Origin of the sequence: Mesorhizobium sp. M1182 (assembly GCF_040318335.1) — a bacterium.
Classification (GTDB): Bacteria; Pseudomonadota; Alphaproteobacteria; order Rhizobiales; family Rhizobiaceae; genus Mesorhizobium.
Genome location: NZ_JAMYMD010000046.1, coordinates 1 through 19,561 on the forward strand (window position 1 = coordinate 1; position 19,561 = coordinate 19,561).

15 protein-coding genes and 1 riboswitch are annotated in these 19,561 nt (G+C 63.7%); of the genes, 9 read left to right on the top strand and 6 right to left on the bottom strand.

The features are described from left to right. Nucleotides 1-110: 110 nt before the first annotated feature. Nucleotides 111-713 carry a DUF3011 domain-containing protein gene (locus NKH33_RS30175; protein WP_352922997.1) on the bottom strand — a complete coding sequence of 201 codons (603 nt, stop codon included), beginning with the start codon at nt 711-713 and terminating at the stop codon, nt 111-113. Nucleotides 714-799: 86 nt separating this feature from the next. On the opposite strand from NKH33_RS30175, the gene NKH33_RS30180 reads away from it, so the two are divergent. Beyond that, nucleotides 800-1,630 carry a transporter substrate-binding domain-containing protein gene (locus NKH33_RS30180; RefSeq protein WP_352923000.1) on the top strand — a complete coding sequence of 277 codons (831 nt, stop codon included), beginning with the start codon at nt 800-802 and terminating at the stop codon, nt 1,628-1,630. A gap of 14 nt (nt 1,631-1,644) precedes the next feature. Here the strand turns inward: NKH33_RS30180 and NKH33_RS30185 are convergent, their stop codons facing one another. Then, a complete protein-coding gene (locus tag NKH33_RS30185; protein ID WP_352923002.1) occupies nt 1,645-2,643 on the bottom strand; it encodes a hypothetical protein in 999 nt (332 codons plus the stop codon). Nucleotides 2,644-2,847: 204 nt separating this feature from the next. Then, nucleotides 2,848-2,934, top strand: a riboswitch (glycine riboswitch). Between the two features lie 148 nt (nt 2,935-3,082). Between NKH33_RS30185 and gcvT the strand changes: the two genes are divergently transcribed. From gcvT to gcvP, 3 genes are read left to right on the top strand one after another with little or no spacing between them, the layout of a single operon-like run. Then, nucleotides 3,083-4,201: a glycine cleavage system aminomethyltransferase GcvT gene (gene gcvT, locus NKH33_RS30190; protein ID WP_352473893.1), complete on the top strand. Its 1,119-nt coding sequence runs from the start codon at nt 3,083-3,085 to the stop codon at nt 4,199-4,201. Nucleotides 4,202-4,206: 5 nt separating this feature from the next. Further along, the gene (gene gcvH, locus NKH33_RS30195) at nt 4,207-4,575 is read left to right on the top strand and encodes a glycine cleavage system protein GcvH (RefSeq protein ID WP_352451343.1); all 369 of its coding nucleotides are present in this window, start codon (nt 4,207-4,209) and stop codon (nt 4,573-4,575) included. Between the two features lie 16 nt (nt 4,576-4,591). Further along, nucleotides 4,592-7,402: an aminomethyl-transferring glycine dehydrogenase gene (gcvP, locus tag NKH33_RS30200; protein WP_352923005.1), complete on the top strand. Its 2,811-nt coding sequence runs from the start codon at nt 4,592-4,594 to the stop codon at nt 7,400-7,402. Nucleotides 7,403-7,467: 65 nt separating this feature from the next. Here gcvP and NKH33_RS30205 read toward each other — a convergent pair whose 3' ends face one another. Continuing rightward, on the bottom strand, nt 7,468-8,637 hold the full coding sequence (locus NKH33_RS30205) for a GGDEF domain-containing protein (protein ID WP_352923008.1): 1,170 nt from the start codon (nt 8,635-8,637) through the stop codon (nt 7,468-7,470). Between the two features lie 273 nt (nt 8,638-8,910). Between NKH33_RS30205 and parE the strand changes: the two genes are divergently transcribed. Beyond that, nucleotides 8,911-10,962: a DNA topoisomerase IV subunit B gene (parE, locus tag NKH33_RS30210; protein ID WP_352923011.1), complete on the top strand. Its 2,052-nt coding sequence runs from the start codon at nt 8,911-8,913 to the stop codon at nt 10,960-10,962. Between the two features lie 42 nt (nt 10,963-11,004). Further along, entirely contained in the window at nt 11,005-13,071 is a 2,067-nt protein-coding gene (locus tag NKH33_RS30215; protein WP_352923014.1) for an FUSC family protein, read from the top strand. Here the strand turns inward: NKH33_RS30215 and NKH33_RS30220 are convergent. Beyond that, nucleotides 13,068-14,189, bottom strand: coding sequence for a DUF2336 domain-containing protein (locus NKH33_RS30220; protein ID WP_352923016.1), 1,122 nt, complete (start codon nt 14,187-14,189; stop codon nt 13,068-13,070). The two genes, NKH33_RS30215 and NKH33_RS30220, sit on opposite strands and share 4 nt — an antisense overlap. A gap of 110 nt (nt 14,190-14,299) precedes the next feature. Here NKH33_RS30220 and NKH33_RS30225 point away from each other — a divergent pair, with 110 nt between their 5' ends. Beyond that, the gene (locus NKH33_RS30225; RefSeq protein ID WP_502901046.1) at nt 14,300-14,791 is read left to right on the top strand and encodes a MaoC family dehydratase; all 492 of its coding nucleotides are present in this window, start codon (nt 14,300-14,302) and stop codon (nt 14,789-14,791) included. Between the two features lie 3 nt (nt 14,792-14,794). After that, on the top strand, nt 14,795-15,676 hold the full coding sequence (locus NKH33_RS30230) for an HpcH/HpaI aldolase/citrate lyase family protein (RefSeq protein ID WP_352540658.1): 882 nt from the start codon (nt 14,795-14,797) through the stop codon (nt 15,674-15,676). 20 nt (nt 15,677-15,696) lie between these two features. Here the strand turns inward: NKH33_RS30230 and NKH33_RS30235 are convergent, their stop codons facing one another. Beyond that, nucleotides 15,697-16,281: a nitroreductase family protein gene (locus tag NKH33_RS30235; protein WP_352923019.1), complete on the bottom strand. Its 585-nt coding sequence runs from the start codon at nt 16,279-16,281 to the stop codon at nt 15,697-15,699. A 156-nt stretch (nt 16,282-16,437) separates the two neighbouring features. On the opposite strand from NKH33_RS30235, the gene NKH33_RS30240 reads away from it, so the two are divergent. Further along, nucleotides 16,438-17,403, top strand: coding sequence for an RgsD C-terminal domain-containing protein (locus NKH33_RS30240; protein ID WP_352923021.1), 966 nt, complete (start codon nt 16,438-16,440; stop codon nt 17,401-17,403). 158 nt (nt 17,404-17,561) lie between these two features. On the opposite strand, the gene thrS is transcribed toward NKH33_RS30240, so the two are convergent. After that, on the bottom strand, nt 17,562-19,535 hold the full coding sequence (gene thrS, locus NKH33_RS30245; protein ID WP_352923024.1) for a threonine--tRNA ligase: 1,974 nt from the start codon (nt 19,533-19,535) through the stop codon (nt 17,562-17,564). Nucleotides 19,536-19,561 lie beyond the last annotated feature (26 nt).

Sequence of the window (19,561 nt, forward strand, 5' to 3'; positions counted from 1 at the left end):
CGCAAGCTCGAAAGCGCTTGACCTCAACATGCCGAATAGAGAAGTGCTTCAGGACTGCTGCAACCCGGACTTTTTCAACACTATCCACCGAAACCTGACCCAAGCTTCATCTAACTGTCGTCGTCGCTGTCGTCGCCGTCGCTGCGCAGGGCCGGATTCAGGTCAGGATTGTCGTCAGGGGTGACAAGCTTGCCCAGCCCATGCGGTCCCTGGTAGTTGCCGTGGGTATCGAAGTTGGGGTTGCCCTGATTGTCGAATTGCGGCGTCGGATCGATCCATTGGTCGTAACGGCGCGGGCGCGGCTTCGGATAGTAATTATCGGAATGATGGCGATGCGAATCGCCGTTGTCGAGAATGGCACCTACCACGCCGCCGACGATAATGGCTGCGGCGACGTCGCCAGCAGAGGGATTGCGGTTGGGGCCGGCGACTGCGAATTCGGCCGAGCAACCATTGTCGACCCAGATGCCGCCGCCGTCATAGCCCCAGCTTCTACCGTATACGCAACGCGCCTTCGACAGCCTGGAGGTCAACTGCACGCCGCGGCGCGTATCGACCCCGCAATAGGAATAGCGGTAGTCGGCGCTGGAGCAGACCACGCGTTTTGCCCCCGCAGCCTGCGCTGCCGCCGGCAGCAGCGAAAGCTTCGCCGGATTGCCCAGGAGGCAAACCAGGAACATCATCGAACCGGTAACCGCCATCCGTGCCGACATCGCAACTCTCCATCAGGGTCCGCTATCGACAGAATGGCACCTCTGTGTAAATCTGACGACCGGACAGGCTCAGCGAGGTTATATTAATGCGCGCTAAGACGATCGCCACAACTATACTTGCCCTTTCTGCCTGGTTGGCTTTGTCGCTGCTGCCAGCCCGGGCGGACGACAGCCTCAAGCGCATCATCGACCAGAAGACACTGACGGTCGGCGTGGCGCTCAACCCGCCATGGATCCTCAAGAAGGCCGACGGGAAGTTCGCCGGCTATGATGTCGACCTGACCAGTGCGCTGGCGTCTGATCTCGGCGTCGACCTGAAGCTGGTCGAGGTGCCCTGGAACGACCTCAAGACAAGACTGCTCAAGGGTGATTTCGACATGATCGCGGCGGGCTACGCCAGCACGCCGGAACGCGCACGCGAGGTGGTGTTCTCCAACCAGACCGGCACTGCCGATATCCGCCTGGTTGCGACGATCGCCAGTCTTGGGAAAAGGCCGGGCAAGGCAGTGGCGGCGCCGGGATACAAGATCGCCGTGCTGTCCAATTCCACCGATGAAGCCGCCGCGAAGGAAGCTTTTCCCAAGGCGACCATCCTGTCTTTCGACAATACCTCTGATGTTTTCGCCGCGATCATCGGCGGCGACGCACAGGCAATGGTCGCGACATCGCCGACGCCGCAGATGGCCGCCAGGCTCTATGACGCGAAGTTGACGATGGTGGGCGGCCCGCTGTTGCGGACGCCGGAGGCGTTTGCGATGCGCCCGGACGATGTCCGCCTCGTCCAATACGTCAACAACTGGATCGGCGCGCGCACCGCCGACGGCACCATAGGCGGCGTGCGCCGCTACTGGTTCGGCAGCTTCAAATGGATGTCGCGGTTCGACACCAGCGCCAAGCCGGAGCCCGCCAAACAATAGCGTCGCGCGACTGCTTACGCGACCTTGTCGATTAGCGGCTTCAGCGCCGGGTGGATTTCCGGCGAGGCGTGCTTGATCAGCGTCAGCAGCGCGCGCTCGTTCTCCTGCAGCGGCCGGTCGCCGATGTGTTCGGCGAGCCACTTCGCTTCGCCGGCATCGACCGTCTCGGCGCGGCGGGCCAGAGCCTCGGCTGCCTTGTTCTTGGACTCCCACTCGGCTTCGATATCGCCGGGTGAGCGATAGGCTTCCATGATGCCGGACAGGCCGCCCGATACCATGCGGCTGAAGAACCCGCCGATCTCCGGATCGGCCTGCTCGAAGAACGAATCCCGGCGCAGCGCCACGTCGCGCACCGGCGGTTCGTAGCCGGCCGAACACATGACGAAATTGGCGATCGCCTTGACGAACAGATCGTTCCAGGACGGATCGTTGTCGCCCGCCGCTGTCCGCTCGTTGATCTCGAACAGCACCTCGGCCTCGGGGCGGCTGATGGCGATGTTGCCATCGCCGCCGTAGGCGTAAAGGATGCGGCGCAACAGCTCGACCTCAGCCTTGGCAATCGACCCAGGGATAAGCCTGCCACCGGTCATCAGCGGCCCCTTGCCGTCCACGATCGCATGAGCGACCTGCTCCAGCGCATAGCTGGAAAGCGTGCTCGGCGATGATTTGGCAACTTCCAGCACATGCACCAGCAGCTCGAGTTCGGTCTGGCTGTCGACCATGCCGTCGCGCGAAATCGTCCGGATCAGCCAGTCGGCATTGTCCTGCGAAACATAGCCCGCCGGCTTTTCCTGGTGGACGATGAAATCGGTGACGGCCTCGACGAAAAACTCAAGCCATTCTGCGCATTTGTCCCTCGCCGTTGCATCCAGCGCAAACAGCGCCTCGGCCTCGCCGCGCGTTACCACGCCGTCGCCGAACACTTCGCCGCGCAGCATGACCACGTCTTCCGCCGTGATCCGATTTTTCGAGGTCAGCCCGGCCACCGGCGCGCTCATGATCAATTCGCCCATTCTGTTCCCCGCCCGCCGCCGGTAATTGCCGGCCCTTATGCGGTATATCGGCAAGGTCTTGAGAAACCGGCAAGCGGCGTGGTTAGCGAAGGCTTGCCTGTAAAGAAGGCCCGCAGAAGACCTGGCAGTAAAAATGTCGCCGGCAGGTGACAAGGTGTCGTCCACGGGCTATGGATGACGAGTCGAGGGCTCCTGACCGAGTCCTACCTGTTTGTGGGAGAGAGCAGCGAGAGCTGCCGCCGAAGGGGAAATCGCCCGAAATCTCTCAGGCAAAAGAACCGTAGACGGGAAAGACACTCTGGAAAGTCGGGGCTTGCCCCCGCGCCGAAGGTGTAAGCGCTGCCGACAGAGTTACGGGGCGCGAGTCTCTCAGGCTTCAGACAGAGGGGCACGGACTGGTCGCCATTCGCGGCCGCTTGCGTGCGACTCTGGAGATGACATGACGGGCGACGATACCAAACACCTTCCCCTCGAAGATCTGCACATGGCAGCTGGTGCGCGCTTTGGCGCCTTCGCCGGCTGGTCGATGCCGCTGACCTATCCGGCCGGCGTGATGAAGGAGCACCTGCACAGCCGTGAGCATGCCGGCCTGTTCGACATCTCGCACATGAAGCTGTTCGAAATCAGCGGTACGGGGGCAGCAGCGCTTCTGAACCGCGCCTGCCCGTTCGATGCCGGCGCACTTGAGGTTTCCCAGTCCAAATACACGTTCTTCCTCAATGAGGCGGCCGGCATTCTGGACGATCTGATCGTCACCAGGCTCGGCGCCGAGCGCTTCATGATGGTCGCCAATGCCGGCAACGCCGCCGCCGACGAAAAGCATCTGCGCGCACTGGCCAAAAATTTCGATGCAGAGGGCGATTTCGATGTAAAAGTGGATGCGCTCGACCGCGTCTTCCTGGCCATACAGGGCCCCGAGGCGTGGGCTGCCCTTTCCCGCGCCGGCATCGAGACCGGTTCGCTGGTGTTCATGCACGGCATCGAGCCGCGCGAAAAATGGTTCATGAGCCGGTCCGGCTATACCGGCGAAGACGGCTTCGAGATCGGCCTGCCGGAAGCGGATGCAAGAAACCTCGTCGCCAGGCTGCTCGAGGACGAGCGGGTGATGTGGGTCGGCCTTGCCGCCCGCGACAGCCTGCGGCTCGAAGCCGGACTGTGCCTGCACGGGCTGGACATCACGCCGGAGATCGATCCGGCCAGCGCCGGGCTGATGTGGGCCATCCCCAAGGAGGTTCGCGCCTCTGGCGCCTTCATCGGCGCCGATGCGCTGCGCGCCATCCTGGAGCGTGGTCCGGCGCAAAAACGCGTCGGCCTGAAGCCGGAAGGCCGCCAGCCGGTGCGCGCCGGTGCTGCCCTTTTCGATGCCGACGGCAATCCTGCCGGCCATGTCACCTCAGGCGGCTTCGGCCCCTCGGCCGGTCATCCGGTCGCCATGGGCTACGTCCAGACGCCGCTTGCCAAATCCGGCGCAAAACTGTTCGCCGATGTCCGCGGGACGAAAATCCCGGTCGACATCCACCCCTTGCCCTTCACGCCCCATCGCTACCGCAAAGGATGATTTCAATGGCAAAGACCTATTTCACCGAAGATCACGAATGGCTGCGCGTCGAGGGCGGCATCGCCACGGTCGGCATCACCGATTACGCGCAGCAGCAGCTCGGCGATCTCGTCTTCGTCGAACTGCCGGAGCCGGGGAAGAAGCTGGCCAAGGGCGACACCGCCGTGGTGGTCGAATCGGTCAAGGCCGCATCGGATGTCTACGCGCCGGTCGACGGCGAGATCACCGAGGCCAACACCTCGCTGTCATCGGATCCTTCACTCGTCAATTCGGCGGCAACCGGCGACGGCTGGTTGTGGAAGATGAAGCTGGCCAATGAGCGCCAACTCGACGGACTTCTCGATGAAGCCGCTTACAAAGCCCATATTGGTTGATAGCAGGACCAGGAAGATGACCGCAGCACCCTACCCCTTCTCGGCTCGCCATATTGGCCCGGGCCTCCATGACGTCAGAGCCATGCTGGCGACGATCGGCGTTCCTTCGGTCGAGACCCTGATCAGTCAGGCAGTGCCGAAGTCGATCCGGCTCGACCGGCCGCTGGCCCTGCCCGCCCCCGCAAGCGAAGCGGAAGCGCTGACCGAGCTCGCGGCGACGATGGCAAAGAACACGGTGCTGAAGAGCTTCATCGGTGCCGGGTATCATGGCGTCCACGTGCCGCCGGTGATCCAGCGCAACCTGTTCGAGAACCCGGCCTGGTATACGGCTTACACGCCTTACCAAGCCGAGATCAGTCAGGGCCGGCTGGAAATGCTGTTCAACTTCCAGACACTGGTGACGGAACTGACCGGCCTGCCGGTGGCATCGGCCTCGCTGCTCGACGAGGCGACGGCGGTGGCCGAAGCGGTTGGCATCGCGCTGCGCCATCATCGCGACAAGCGCACCAAGGTGGCACTGGCCGGCACGCCGCACCCGCAGACGCTGGACGTCGTGCGCACCCGTGCCGAGCCGCTCGGCATCGAGGTGGACGGCGAGGTGATCGACGACAACACCGCCGCCCTGCTGGTCTCCTGGCCCGATACGTTCGGCGTCTACGGCGATCACAAGGCAGCAATCGACAAGGCCCGCGCGGCCGGCGCGCTGGTCGTCTTCATCGCCGACCCGCTTGGCCTGACGCTGACCGATGCGCCGGCCAGGCTTGGCGCCGACATCGCCGTCGGTCCGATGCAGCGTTTTGGCGTGCCGATGGGCTTTGGCGGGCCGCACGCCGCCTATTGCGCCGTCTCCGACAGGCTGACGCGGCTGATGCCCGGCCGGCTCGTTGGCCAGTCGACGGATAGCAAGGGCCGTCCCGGTTATCGCCTCGCTTTGCAGACACGCGAGCAGCATATCCGCCGCGACAAGGCGACGTCCAACATCTGCACCGCACAGGCGCTGCTCGCCAATATGGCGACGGCCTACGCGATCTGGCATGGCCCTGCCGGGCTGCAGGCGATTGCCGGCCGCGTCCACACGCTGGCCAACCGCCTGGCTGCCGGCCTCAAGGCAGCAGGCGTTTCGGTACTCGGCGAAAGCCGCTTCGACACTGTGACCGTGGAAGTGAAAGGCAAAGCCGGCGCCATCGCCGCCGCCGCCGAGAAGACCGGTCGGCTGCTGCGCGTCATCGACGCCGACCGTGTCGGCATCAGCTTCGACGAGACCTCCACCGAGGCCGATCTGGACGCGATCGCAGCACTTTTCGGCGCCAAGGCCGGCGTTGCCGCCGGCACTTCCATGCCAGGAAAGCCGCGCGGCAAGGAGTTCCTCACCCAGCCCGTCTTCCGCGAAAACCACTCGGAAACCGACATGATGCGCTTCCTGCGCCGGCTGGCCGACAAGGACCTGGCGCTTGACCGCGCTATGATCCCGCTCGGCTCCTGCACCATGAAGCTCAACGCCGCCGCCGAAATGATGCCGGTGAGCTGGCCTGATGTCGCCAACCTGCATCCCTTCGCGCCGGCAAACCATTCGATAGGCTATCGCGCCATGATCGACGAGCTGGAAGGCTGGCTGGCCGAGATCACCGGCTTCGACGCGGTGACCCTGCAGCCCAATGCCGGCAGCCAGGGCGAATATGCCGGGCTGCTCGCCATTCGCGGCTATCATCTGTCGCGCGGCGAAGGCCATCGCACCGTCTGCCTGATCCCGTCCTCGGCGCATGGCACCAATCCGGCAAGTGCTGCCATGGCCGGCATGAGCGTCGTCGTCGTGCGCTGCACCGAGGACGGCAATATCGATACGGCCGACCTGCAGGCCAAGGCGGCCGAGCATGCGCACAACCTTGCGGCGCTGATGTTCACCTATCCTTCGACGCATGGCGTCTTCGAGGAAGGCGCGCGCGATCTCTGTGCCCTCGTCCACAGCCATGGCGGCCAGGTCTATTTCGACGGCGCCAACCTCAACGCGCTGGTCGGCCTCGCCCGTCCCGGCGATATCGGCGCCGATGTCTGCCACATGAACCTGCACAAGACCTTCTGCATCCCGCATGGCGGCGGCGGCCCCGGCGTCGGCCCGATCGGCGTCAAGGCGCATTTGAAGCCATATCTGCCCGGCCACGTCACCGAAGGCTCGGCCCATGCCGTGGCGGCGGCACCGTTCGGCAGTGCCTCCATCCTGCCGATCACCTGGATGTATATCCGCATGATGGGCGCTTCCGGCCTGAAGCAGGCGACCGAGACGGCGATCATCTCCGCCAACTATGTGGCGACGCGGCTCGGCGAGCATTTCCCCCTGCTTTACAAAGGGCGCAACGGACGCGTTGCGCATGAATGCATCCTCGACACCCGCGTGCTCAAGGACAGCGCCGGCATCAGCGTCGACGATATCGCCAAGCGGCTGATCGACTATGGCTTCCACGCGCCGACCATGTCGTTCCCTGTGGCCGGCACGCTGATGGTCGAGCCGACCGAGTCCGAGCCCAAGCGCGAGCTGGATCGTTTCTGCGAGGCGATGATCGCCATAGCCGGCGAGGCAGCCAAGGTGGCGAAGGGCGAATGGCCGTTGGCCGACAATCCTCTGGTCAACGCGCCGCACACCGCCGCCGAGGCATTGGCCGGCCAGTGGACCCATCCCTATTCGCGCCTGGAGGCGGCCTACCCCGCCGGCGATGCCGACACCGCGGCAAAATACTGGCCGCCGGTGTCACGCATCGACAATGTCGCCGGCGACCGCAACCTTGTCTGCTCCTGCCCGCCGCTGTCGGAATATCTGGGTGCGGCGGAATAGATCATGATCCCGAAAAGTGGAATCCGGTTTTCGGACTGGGTCTAACAAGCAGATAGAAACCTCAATCAGGCAGAACGCAAGGCCGGCCCGTCGGCCTTGCTCGCCCGGTCCCGAACGACGACGCGATTTCGCCCGGCGCGCTTTGCCGCATAGAGTGCTGCGTCGGCTTCGGCCAGCACATCGTCGAGACCGGTGCCGTTTGTTCCGCCAAAGCCGATGCCGCCGCTGACTGTGCTTCGCAACGGACCGAGTTGGGTGGCCACGACTTCCGTGCCGAAGGCGACGCTGATCTTGCTCGCAATGTCATAGGCCTTCTCTTCCGTCATCCGCGATATGACGAGCACGAATTCCTCGCCGCCCAACCGGAAGGCGTCGACGCCGGTCCGGGCGTATTTCCTGATGACGGCGGCAAAGCGGCACAGAACCTGGTCGCCGACCGGGTGACCAAATACGTCGTTCGTCCTCTTGAAATGGTCGAGGTCGAACATGGCAACGGACATGAACGGACCGAAGACCCGCTCGCCGTAGAGTGCCGTCAACGCCCGCCGATTCATCAGCCCGGTCAATGGATCGGTCATCGTCTCGGCCTTCAGTTCGATCTGCGCCTGCAAATGGTGCAGGGAGAGCGTCAATGCGCCGAGCCCGGTCATGCAGGCGACGGCCACGACGGAATTCACCCGCTCGGCCCAATTGTCCGGTGCTACACCCAGCACCCATTGGCCCTTGACCAGCAGGGCCGCGCCGCAAAGTCCGAACGACAGGGCACAGACGCCGCTCAGGAACGAGACGACCAGCAATATCCGGCGATCGTGACCACCCTCAATCCAGAACATCGCCCCGATGAGCGAGAGCAGCGCCGTTACCGTCGCGTAGGTGACAATAAAGCCGACACCATCAAACCCGAGATACGTCGCGCCCGCGCAAACGGCCATCGCAACCAAGGTCGGCAAGATGGCTCGCCTGTAGTCGCCTATGCCGAGGTATTGCATGGCCGACAGGCAGATGATCAGGAAGCCGAGGCTGAGAAGCACAAGCACGATCTGGCAAAGCCAGGCGCTTGGATCCCTGGTGAAATGCCAGAACAACACCACATGTGCGACGAGCACGAGAATGCCACACGCCACCGTCAGCACAAAGCGTGCCTGTGGCGCGCTGAACCAGATGGCAAACATGGTGATGCTAAGGCACGTGCCCGACAGCGCCGCCGCGAGCAGGAGCGAACTGTAATCCAACATGCTTAAGCGACAGCCTCTTGAGGGTTCCGCTGCATTATAGGTCAGCGACAGTCCGCAAATACCGTTTTTTCAGCCAATCTTGCGGCGTAACCTTCGGACAGGGTTTACAAAGCGTCGATGCTCCACCCTCGACCCCATTTCCGCCGCTTGGTTGTCGAATGGTTTTGCAGTAAGAGGCCCTATCCTCGAACGTAACAGGAACCTCCGTCGCCTGCCCGCCAAAAGCGTGGCAGTATCGGGTGGTGATTCGCAGCATCGGAATCCAGGACCGGCATGGACGACAATAACGATCTTTTCGCCAAATTCGACAAGCAGCCGCAGCCGGCTCGCGCCGCGCGCCCTGCCGATCCGCTGGTCCAGGCGGCGAAGCGGCCGACGGCGTCCCGCGACGCCAGCGAGAGTTATAGCGCCGCCGACATCGAAGTGCTGGAGGGCCTAGAGCCGGTGCGCCGCCGCCCGGGCATGTACATTGGCGGCACCGACGACAAGGCGATGCACCATCTGTTCGCCGAGGTCATCGACAATTCGATGGACGAGGCGGTCGCCGGCCATGCGACCTTCATCGATGTCGAGCTTTCCGCCGACGGATACCTGTCCGTAACCGACAACGGCCGCGGCATTCCGGTCGATCCGCACCCGAAATTCAAGAAGCCGGCGCTCGAACTCATCATGACGACGCTGCATTCAGGCGGCAAGTTCGACAGCAAGGTTTACGAGACGTCCGGCGGCCTGCACGGTGTCGGCGTTTCCGTCGTCAACGCGCTGTCCGACCATCTCGAGGTCGAGGTGGCGCTGGGAAGGAAACTTTATCGGCAAAAGTTCTCGCGCGGCATTCCTGTGACCGGCCTGGAGCAGCTCGGCGAGGTGCACAACCGCCGCGGCACGAAGATCCGCTTCCATCCAGACGAGCAGATTTTCGGCAAGGGTGCTGCTTTCGAGCCGGCGCGGCTCTACCGCATGGCGCGGTCAAAGGCCTATCTGTTCGGCGGTGTCGAAATCCGCTGGACCTGCGATCCGTCGCTGATCAGGGAAAAGGACACGACGCCGGCCAAGGCAGAATTCCATTTTCCGGGCGGCCTCAAGGATTATCTGAAAGCCTCGCTCGGCGACGAATTCCAGGTGACCCGTGAAATGTTTGCCGGCAAGAGCGAGAAGCAGGGCGGCCACGGTTCGCTCGAATGGGCGGTGACCTGGTTCGGCGGCGACGGTTTTATCAATTCCTATTGCAACACCATCCCGACCGCGGAGGGCGGCACGCATGAGGCTGGGTTCCGCAACGTCCTGACGCGTGGCTTGCGCGCCTACGCCGACCTGGTCGGCAACAAGCGCGCCTCGATCGTCACTTCCGAGGATGTGATGATCTCGGCGGCGGGCATGCTGTCGGTGTTCATCCGCGAACCGGAATTCGTCGGCCAGACCAAGGACAGGCTGGCGACGATCGAGGCGATCCGCATCGTCGAAAGCGCCATCCGCGACCCGTTCGACCACTGGCTGGCCGACAATCCGCAGGAGGCTTCGAAACTGCTCGAATGGGTGATCGCGCGCGCCGACGAGCGGGTGCGCCGCCGCCAGGAAAAGGAAGTGTCGCGCAAGAGTGCGGTGCGCAAGCTGCGCCTGCCCGGCAAGCTCGCCGACTGCACGCAGAATGCCGCCGCCGGTGCCGAGTTGTTCATCGTCGAGGGCGATTCGGCCGGCGGTTCGGCAAAGCAGGCGCGCGACCGCGCCAGCCAGGCGGTGCTGCCCCTGCGCGGCAAGATCCTCAACGTCGCCAGCGCCGGCAACGACAAGCTTGCCGCCAACCAGCAGATATCCGACCTCATCCAGGCGCTTGGTTGCGGCACGCGCTCGAGATATCGCGACGAGGACCTGCGTTACGACCGGGTCATCATCATGACCGATGCCGACGTCGACGGCGCCCATATCGCCTCGTTGCTGATCACCTTTTTCTACCAGGAGATGCCGAGCCTGGTCCGCGGCGGCCATCTCTATCTGGCGGTGCCGCCGCTTTATTCGATCCGGCAAGGCGGCAAGGTCGCCTATGCCCGCAACGATGCGCACAAGGACGAACTCCTGCGCACCGAATTCACCGGGCGCGGCAAGGTCGAAATCGGCCGCTTCAAGGGGCTGGGCGAAATGATGGCTGCCCAGCTCAAGGAAACCACCATGGACCCGAAAAAGCGCACGCTGCTCAGGGTCGACGTTATCGATGCCGAGGCGGCGACCAAGGATGCGGTCGACGCATTGATGGGGACCAAGCCCGAGGCCCGTTTCCGCTTCATCCAGGAACGCGCGGAATTCGCCGAGACGGAAGTGCTGGATATCTGAGCTCCCGCCGCTAGCTTGGCCTTCTGAGCTGGAGACGAGCACTTGACCTGGGCGCGGCTGAAGGACGATATCGGCACGCGGATCGCTGGCCTGACGCGGCCGACGCGCTCGGACTGGATCTTTGCCCTGCGCACCGTTTCGGCCGGCCTCATCGCGATTTTGGCCGCCTATGCGCTGAAGCTCGACCACCCGCAATGGGCGATGATGACGGTGTTCATCGTCGCACAGCCGGTCGCCGGCATGGTGCTGGCGAAGGGGTTTTATCGTCTCCTCGGCACGCTTGCCGGCGCGCTGGCGGCGATCGGGATTACCACTGTTTTCGATGCCAACCCCTGGTTGCTGGTTGCAGTTCTTGCCGTCTGGATCGGCATCTGCTCGCTGGTCTCGTCGCTGCTACGCAATCCGGAAGCCTATGGCGCGGCGCTTGCCGGCTACACCGCGATGATCATCGGCCTGCCGGCTTTCGGCCAGCCGCACCTCGTCATCGATCTCGCCGTGGCGCGCTGCGCGGAAATCGTGCTTGGTATCGTCTGCGCTGCGCTGACCAGCCGGCTGATCCTGCCGAAACTGGCCGCCGACGCCATCATCTCAAGACTGAAACGCAGCATTCTCGACTTGGCGGCCTATGCGGACGGCGCTTTTTCCGGCGGCGATGCGGAAAAGCTTGCCGGGCTGCACCGCAAGCTGATCGGCGATGTCCAGACGCTCGGCGAGATGCGCACCTACGCAAGGCTGGAAGGGCCGAGCCTCGCCACCCGCGCCTATCCGGTCCGGCGTACCATCGGCCAGCTTCTGTCGGCCCTGTCGGCGGCGCGTGCGCTGCATGCCCACGCCGCGCCGAAGAATGCAGCCCTCATCCCAGTTCGCGCCGAGTTGCAGGCCGTTGTCGGCGAACTGGTAGCCAAGCCGGGCGCGCTGGACGATACGGCGCCCTGGGTGGCGCGGCTCGACGCAATCGCCGGCAAGGCGCGACAGATGCCTGACATCGCGGCCGGGCAAGACATTGACTGGGCTGGCACTGTCACCCGTCTAACCATTGCCGCCGACTTCGCCGGGGCAATGCAGCAAGTGCTGCGCGGCCTGGATGCACTCCGCTCTCCCCCGTCTCGTGCCAGTCGCGAACGGCGGCAGCCAGCGCTGGTGGTGCACCGCGATTACCGTGCGGCATCGCGCAATGCCGTGCGCGCAGCAATCGCCACGCTCCTGGTCGCCGGCTTCTGGCTGGCGACGAAATGGTCGGACGCGACCGGCACGGTCATTCTGGTCGCCGTTGTCTCCAGCTTGTTCGCCGCGCGCGCCGATCCGATCCGGTCGGCATGGAACTTCTTCGAGGGCACGTTGCTCGCCCTGCCGTTCGCGTTTGTGGTCGGGCAGATAGCACTTCCAGCGCTGCCGGGCTTTGGCTGGTTCGCGGTTTTCGTCGTCCCGATCCTGGTGCCAGCGGCACTGGGCATGGCCAATCCGCGTTACGTCGGCGTGGCAACGGCCTTTGCGATCAATTTCCTCGCCTTCCTCAGCCCACATCAGGTCATGACCTACGATCCGGAGCCGTTCCTCGCCAATTCGGCAGCGGTCCTTGTCGGCATTCTTCTGGCGATCGGCGTCTTCGCCGTCGTGCTGCCCGCCGACCCTTGGGTTACAGTCAACCGCATCCTGCAAACCATGCGCGAAGATCTTGCACGCCTTTGCCTGCACGACCGCCTGCCGCGGCGATCGGCCTTCGAAAGCCTTGCCTACGACCGGATCAACCAGTTGATGCCACTGCTGCAGAACGCCGGCAAGAAAGGCGACGCGGTTCTCGGCGGCGGCATAGCTGCGGTTACCGTCGGCCTCGAAATCCTACGGCTGCGCAACGCGCAGCAAAGTTCCGCGATCCCGCCTGAAACAGCACTTTCCATCGCCAATTTCCTGCGCGGTCTGGCACGCGAACTGCTGTTCAGGCGTCCCGGCGAGCCGCAGACGGCGACCGTCGCAGTCGCCAGGCAGTATGCAGCAGGCATCGCGGAGCGCAGCGTCGCGGCCGAAATGCTGCAGATCGCCGCCTCGCTGCGCATCATTGCCGCCGCGATCGAGGATTTTCCGGATTTTTTCGCGAAGGACCGGGTTTAGGCAGCGGCGATCGCCAGCGCGTGCCCGCGTGCGTTCTCGCGCAGCGCGTCGAGATGGATCGATTTGACCAGCCCGGCGAGATCGCCTTCGGCGGACTGTCCGCCCAATTCCTTCAGCATCAGCCAGCTCACTTCCTGGACGCCGGCGAGGCGTTTGCCATTGGCGACCTCGCGCCAGACCTTCAGCGCGCGCAGAATGATGGCGTGGGTGGCGGCGGCAAGCCCGGCGCTGCGGAACAGTGCCTGCAACGCTATGTCATGGCCGCCGGCCAGCAGTGCTCTCACCCGTTGTTCGGACTGTTGGCTGAGCGCGACCAGCGCCGAACCAAAGAAGTCGACCTTGCCGTGCGCAATGGTGCGGACGACGAAGCTTGCGGTCAGGTCGCCGCGCAGGCGCAGATGTTCGACAAGTGCGGTATGTTCCTCTGTCCGCGTGCCTTCGATCAGCGTCAGCGAAGCCTTGATGCAAGCATCGCGCGTGACGCGCTCGGCCCTGGCGGCGCCCATCAGCGCCAGCACCAGCGGCGACCCCTTGAGCATCTCCCCGAGCTTGACCAGCAGCATATGCCGGCAGTCGGCGGGCAGCCGGGTGTCGGCGATCAGCGCCTCGCGCACCAGAGGCAGATGGCCGTGACGCTCGGCCATGCGCCGAAAGCTGACGGATGCGATGTCGGCGCCGCTGTTGGCGAGCAGCGTGGTGCAAGCCTCCGGCTCACCGATCTCGGCGATCGCCGCCGCAACCGACATCGAGACACGCGGCCGGTCGGCGATCACCTTCTGCGTCGCTTTCTGGCCGCCGGCAACCCGATCAATCAGGTCGGCATCGGTAAGCAGCGGCGAGCGCGCCAGTACCAAAGCGGCCACCTCGGGCTGGTCCGACGCCAGCGCGCTGACAATCTGCGGCGGCGCGTGGTGGCTCATGGAAAGCGCGTCGGCGATTGCCAGTCGCACCTTCGACGATGCGTCGTCGAGCAGCAGCGTCAGCGCCGCCTCCGCAGCGCAGCGGTCCTCGAAAGGCAGGTCCGAGTCGACATAGGCGCGAGCCAGCGCGGTTGCCGCCGCAGCACGCTCCGACACCTTCGCCGTATGGATCCATTTCAGGAAATGCGAAACGACCATGTCGCCTGCTTACGCCCCTTGCCAGAACGCTTCTGACCCTGGTGGAGACCGTAGGCACAAATGGTTTACGAACGGTTCACCATGTTCGTTAACTGGCTTGCGAGCGCGATATGCAACGCCTATCAACCCTGAAGCAGCGGAGGAGATCGACCATGGCCGGGCTTTATCTTGAGGAGTTCGCTGTCGGCCAAGTGTTCACGCACACGCTGCGCAAAACCGTGACCGAAAGCGACAACATGTTGTTTTCGGTGATGACGTTGAACCCGCAGCCGCTGCACATCGACTTCGACTTCGCGGCGAAGAGCGAATGGGGCAAGCCGCTGGTCAATTCGCTGTTCACACTGGGCCTGATGATTGGCATTTCAGTCAACGACATCACCGTCGGCACCACCATCGCCAATCTCGGCATGAAGGAGACGGTGTTTCCGCATCCCGTCTTCCATGGCGACACCATTCGCGTCGAGACCACGGTGGTTTCGGTGCGTGAATCCAGGTCGAAGCCGGACCGCGGCATCGTCGAGTTCGAGCACCGCGCCTATAACCAGAACGATGTGCTGGTTGCCAAATGCACGAGGCAAGCCATGATGATGAAAAAGGCATAGCCGATGCGTTCTCTGCTCTTCGTTCCCGGCGATTCGGAAAAGAAGCTGGAGAAGGGCTTTGGCGTAGGCGCCGACGTGGTCATCGTCGACCTCGAGGATTCGATTGCCGAGCAGAACAAAGGTCTGGCACGCGACACAGCGGCGCGTTTCATCGCCGCGCACAGGCACCGGACCAGCTCCGCGATCTATGTTCGCGTCAACGATCTTTCGACCGGACTGACCGACGACGATCTGGCGGCGCTCGTGCCGGTGAAACCAGACGGCATCATGCTGCCTAAGTCGAACAGCGGACTGGATGTCCAGCATCTCTCGGCCAAGCTCAGGGTGCACGAAGCCGAAAGCGGCCTGCCGGATGGCGCGATAAGGATCCTGCCGATCATCACCGAAACCGCAGCCGGCGTAATGGCCGCTGCAACCTACGCCAAGGCAAGCGCGCGGCTTGTCGGCGTCACTTGGGGGGCGGAAGATCTGTCGGCGGCAATCGGCGCACGCGCGACGCGCGACGGGAACGGCCGCTACACGGATGTGTTCCGCCTCGCCCGCACCATGACCATGCTTGCCGCAAGTGCCGCGGAAGTCGCGGCAATCGACACCGTCTTTCCGGATTTTCGCGACATGGCCGGCTTCGAGGCCGAATGCGCCGAGGCCGAGCGCGACGGTTTCACCGGCAAGATGGCGATCCATCCGGCGCAGGTGCCGGTCATCAACGCCGCCTTCACGCCTTCGGCGCAAGCGGTGAAAAGCGCCCTGGCGATCGTCGAGGCGTTCGAGGCGGCAGGAAATCCAGGCGTCGTCGGCATCGACGGCAAGATGTACGATCGGCCGCATCTCAAGCTCGCAGAGCGGCTCCTGGCGCGAGCCAAGGCATCGGAGCTTGATCCTTAGGGGTCTGTTCCGCGCCGGAATTATCCCACCCACGGCCCTGAATAGTCGGCATAGAGCTTTGCCGGATCGGGCCGCGGTCGTTCCGGCGCTGGCCCCTGGTAGAAGCCGATATGGACGAAGCCGACGACCCGCTCATGCGGCGCCAGGCCGAGGATCGCCCTGCCCTCGGGCACGTCGGAATACCAGTTGCTGATCATGTTGGTGCCGTAGCCCAGCGCATTGGCGGCAAGCATCAGGTTCATCGCCGCCATGCCGCCGGACAGGAACATCTCCCATTGCGGGATCTTTGGGTTTTCCCTGGGGATAGAAATCACGCCGATGACCAGCGGCGCGCGCGAAAAGCGCGCCAGTTCCTGGTTGCGGCGGCCTTCCGGCAGCGGCCCTTCGCGCTGTTCGGCAAGTGCTGCCAGCTTCTTGCCGATATCGACGCGAGCCTCGCCGCGATAGAGGATGAAACGCCAAGGCTCCAGCCGGCCGTGGTCCGGCACCCGCGAGGCGGCGGCGATCATCGTCGCGATCTCCGCATCGCCCGGTGCCGGTTCTTTCAAATCCGGGATCGGCGCGGAATTTCGGGTCAGCAGAAAATCGATGATCGGCGACGCCATGGGCGCAAGTCTCCTGGAATTTGAGCTGAAGCGCACCATCGGGACATCGGGCGGCTTGGGCATTGGCGCGGCGCGCCGGACAAAGAGCCCTGTAGCAGAAGCCGACCGGACTCTTAAGCCTTGAAATTGCCACCGCCTTGGGCTTCAACGCAAGGCATGTTTGAGGGGACATTGCGTCTTTTCCTGATATGGCTCGCTGCCGCACTGTTGATGGTGCCGGTTTCGCTTGCTGTCGCCCAGGATGTGGACGGCCTTGGCGAGCTGAAGCTTCCCGGAATTTCGGGCTATGCACCTCCGAAAAGCGAGACATCGCTGGCATTGGGCAGCAGCGGGGCGATCACGCTGTCGGCGCAATTGACCGACAAGGGCGCCGACATCACGCGCGGCATAGTCTGGCGCGTCTTCAAACCCGAATCGGCCAGCGACGGCAAGCTGACGATGGTCGCCTCCTCTCATGGCGGCACCGCCATATTCCAGCTCGAGCCGGGTTCGTATCTGGTCCACGCCTCCTACGGGCGGGCCGGCGCCACCAAGCGCATCACCGTCGGCAAGGAAGCCAAGCGCGAGAGCCTCGTGCTCGATGCCGGTGGCCTCAAGCTCGATGCAGTGCTGTCCGGCGGGGTACGCATACCGCCGAAGAAGCTGCGCTTCTCGATCTATGAGAGCCACGCCGCGGCCGATGGCGATCGCGCCCTGATCATACCCGATGTCGAGCCGAACAGCGTCGTGCGGCTCAATGCCGGCACCTACCACGTCGTGTCGACCTATGGCGCGGTGAACGCGGTCATCCGCTCCGACATCCGCGTCGAGGCCGGCAAGCTGACCGAAGCGACCGTCGAGCACCGTGCCGCCGAGATGACCATGAAGCTGGTGCGCGAACCAGGCGGCGAGGCGATCGCCGACACCTCCTGGTCCCTGCTCAACGAATCCGGCGATCCGATCAAGGAAACCGTCGGCGCCTTTGCCTCGGTGGTGCTGGCCGAGGGCGACTACACCATCATCGCCAAGAACCGCGACCGCATCTACCAGAAGGATTTTACGGTGGTGGCTGGGCACAACCAGGACATCGAGGTTCTGGCCACCGAGGCTTCGGCCATCGATTCCGAGGAAGGCGCCGACTGAGACGCGCCCCTCTAAGCTGCCTTGTGCATGGGTCGCGCCAGCGCGTCGCCGACGCGCACGTCGATCGATTTGCCAGATAGGCGTGCGGCGTGACAGGCATACAAAATATAAAAATGGCGGTCGATCGCTCCACCGCCATTCATTGCTCGTCGACTGGTTCAGGCCGCGCGGCGCTTGCGGTCGGGTGTCACCGCCTCGTCGGCAAGCAGCCTCACGGCGGCTGCGAGGCCGAGTGATTCCTGGTCACGCGACCCGAGACGACGGATATTGACCGTTTCTTCCTCGGCCTCGCGCTTGCCGCAGACGAGGATGACCGGCACCTTGGCCAGCGAATGCTCGCGGACCTTGTAGTTGATCTTCTCGTTGCGCAGATCGGCTTCGGCGATCAGCCCCGCCGCCTTCAGCTGCGCAACGACCTTCTGGGCGTAATCGTCGGCATCGGAAGTGATCGTCGCCACCACCACCTGCAGCGGCGCGAACCAGAGCGGGAAATGGCCGGAATAATTCTCGATCAGGATGCCGAGAAACCGCTCCATCGAGCCGCAGATGGCGCGATGCACCATCACCGGCTGCTTCTTTTCCGAATCCGAGCCGATGTAGAAGGCGCCGAACCGTTCAGGCAGGTTGAAATCAACCTGCGTGGTGCCGCATTGCCAGTCGCGGCCGATGGCGTCCTTCAGCACATATTCGAACTTCGGCCCGTAGAACGTGCCCTCGCCCGGATTGACGCCCGTCTTGATCCGGTTGCCCGACCGCGCCGCGATCTTGTCGAGCACGTCCTGCAGCACGCCCTCGGCATGATCCCACATCGCGTCGGTGCCGACCCGTTTTTCGGGGCGGGTCGCCAGCTTGACGGTGATTTCGTCGAAGCCGAAATCGGCATAGGTCGAGAGGATCAGATCGTTGATCTTGATGCACTCGTCGGCGAGCTGTTCCTCGGTGCAGAAGATGTGCGCATCGTCCTGGGTAAAGCCGCGCACGCGCATCAGCCCGTGCAGCGCGCCGGACGGCTCATAGCGATGCACATTGCCGAATTCCGCAAGTTTTACCGGCAGATCGCGGTAGGATTTCAGCCCGTGCTTGAAGATTTGGACGTGACCGGGGCAGTTCATCGGCTTCAGCGCAAACACCCGGTCGTCGTCGGTGTCGTCGCCAGCAACGGTCACCTTGAACATGTTGTCCCGGTACCAGCCCCAGTGGCCTGACGTCTCCCACAGGCTCTTGTCGAGCACCTGCGGCGCGTTGACTTCCTGATAGCCCTGCTCGTCGAGGCGGCGACGCATGTAATTGACCAGGTTCTGGAACATCCTCCAGCCCTTGGCGTGCCAGAAGACGACCCCGGGGCCCTCCTCCTGGAAGTGGAACAGGTCCATCTCACGGCCGAGCTTCCTGTGGTCGCGCTTCTCGGCCTCCTCCAGCATCGTCTGATAGGCTTCGAGCTGCGCCTGATCGGCCCAGGCCGTGCCGTAGATGCGGGTCAGCATCGGATTGTTGCTGTCGCCGCGCCAATAGGCGCCGGCGACCTTCATCAGCTTGAAGGCGCTGCCGATCTGGCCGGTCGCGGCCATATGCGGGCCGCGGCAGAGGTCGAACCAGTCGCCCTGTGCATAGATCTTGAGATCCTGGTCCTCGGCGATGGCGTCGATCAACTCGAGCTTGTAGCGCTCGCCCTTGTCGGCAAAGATCCTTTTCGCCTTTTCGCGCGACCAGACCTCCTTGGTGAACGGCTTGTTGCGTGCAATGATCTCGCGCATCTTCTTCTCGATCACCGGGAAATCGTCGGGCGTGAACGGCTCGTTGCGGGCAAAATCGTAGTAGAACCCGTTTTCGATCACCGGCCCGATGGTCACCTGCGTTCCCGGCCAAAGTTCCTGCACGGCTTCGGCCAGCACATGGGCTGCATCGTGGCGGATGAGCTCCAGCGCACGCGGGTCCTCGCGGGTGATGATCTCGACTTTGCCCGATCTGCCGATCGGGTCGGAAAGATCGCGCAGCGTGCCGTCGATCGAATAGGCAACGGCCTTCTTGGCCAGCGACTTCGAGATCGATTCCGCCAGGGCGGCGCCGGTCATCGCCGCGTCGTAATCGCGAACGGAACCATCGGGAAATGTCAGGGAAACGGAATTCAGCATAAGATTCTCCTATCCAGTCCCGCAAA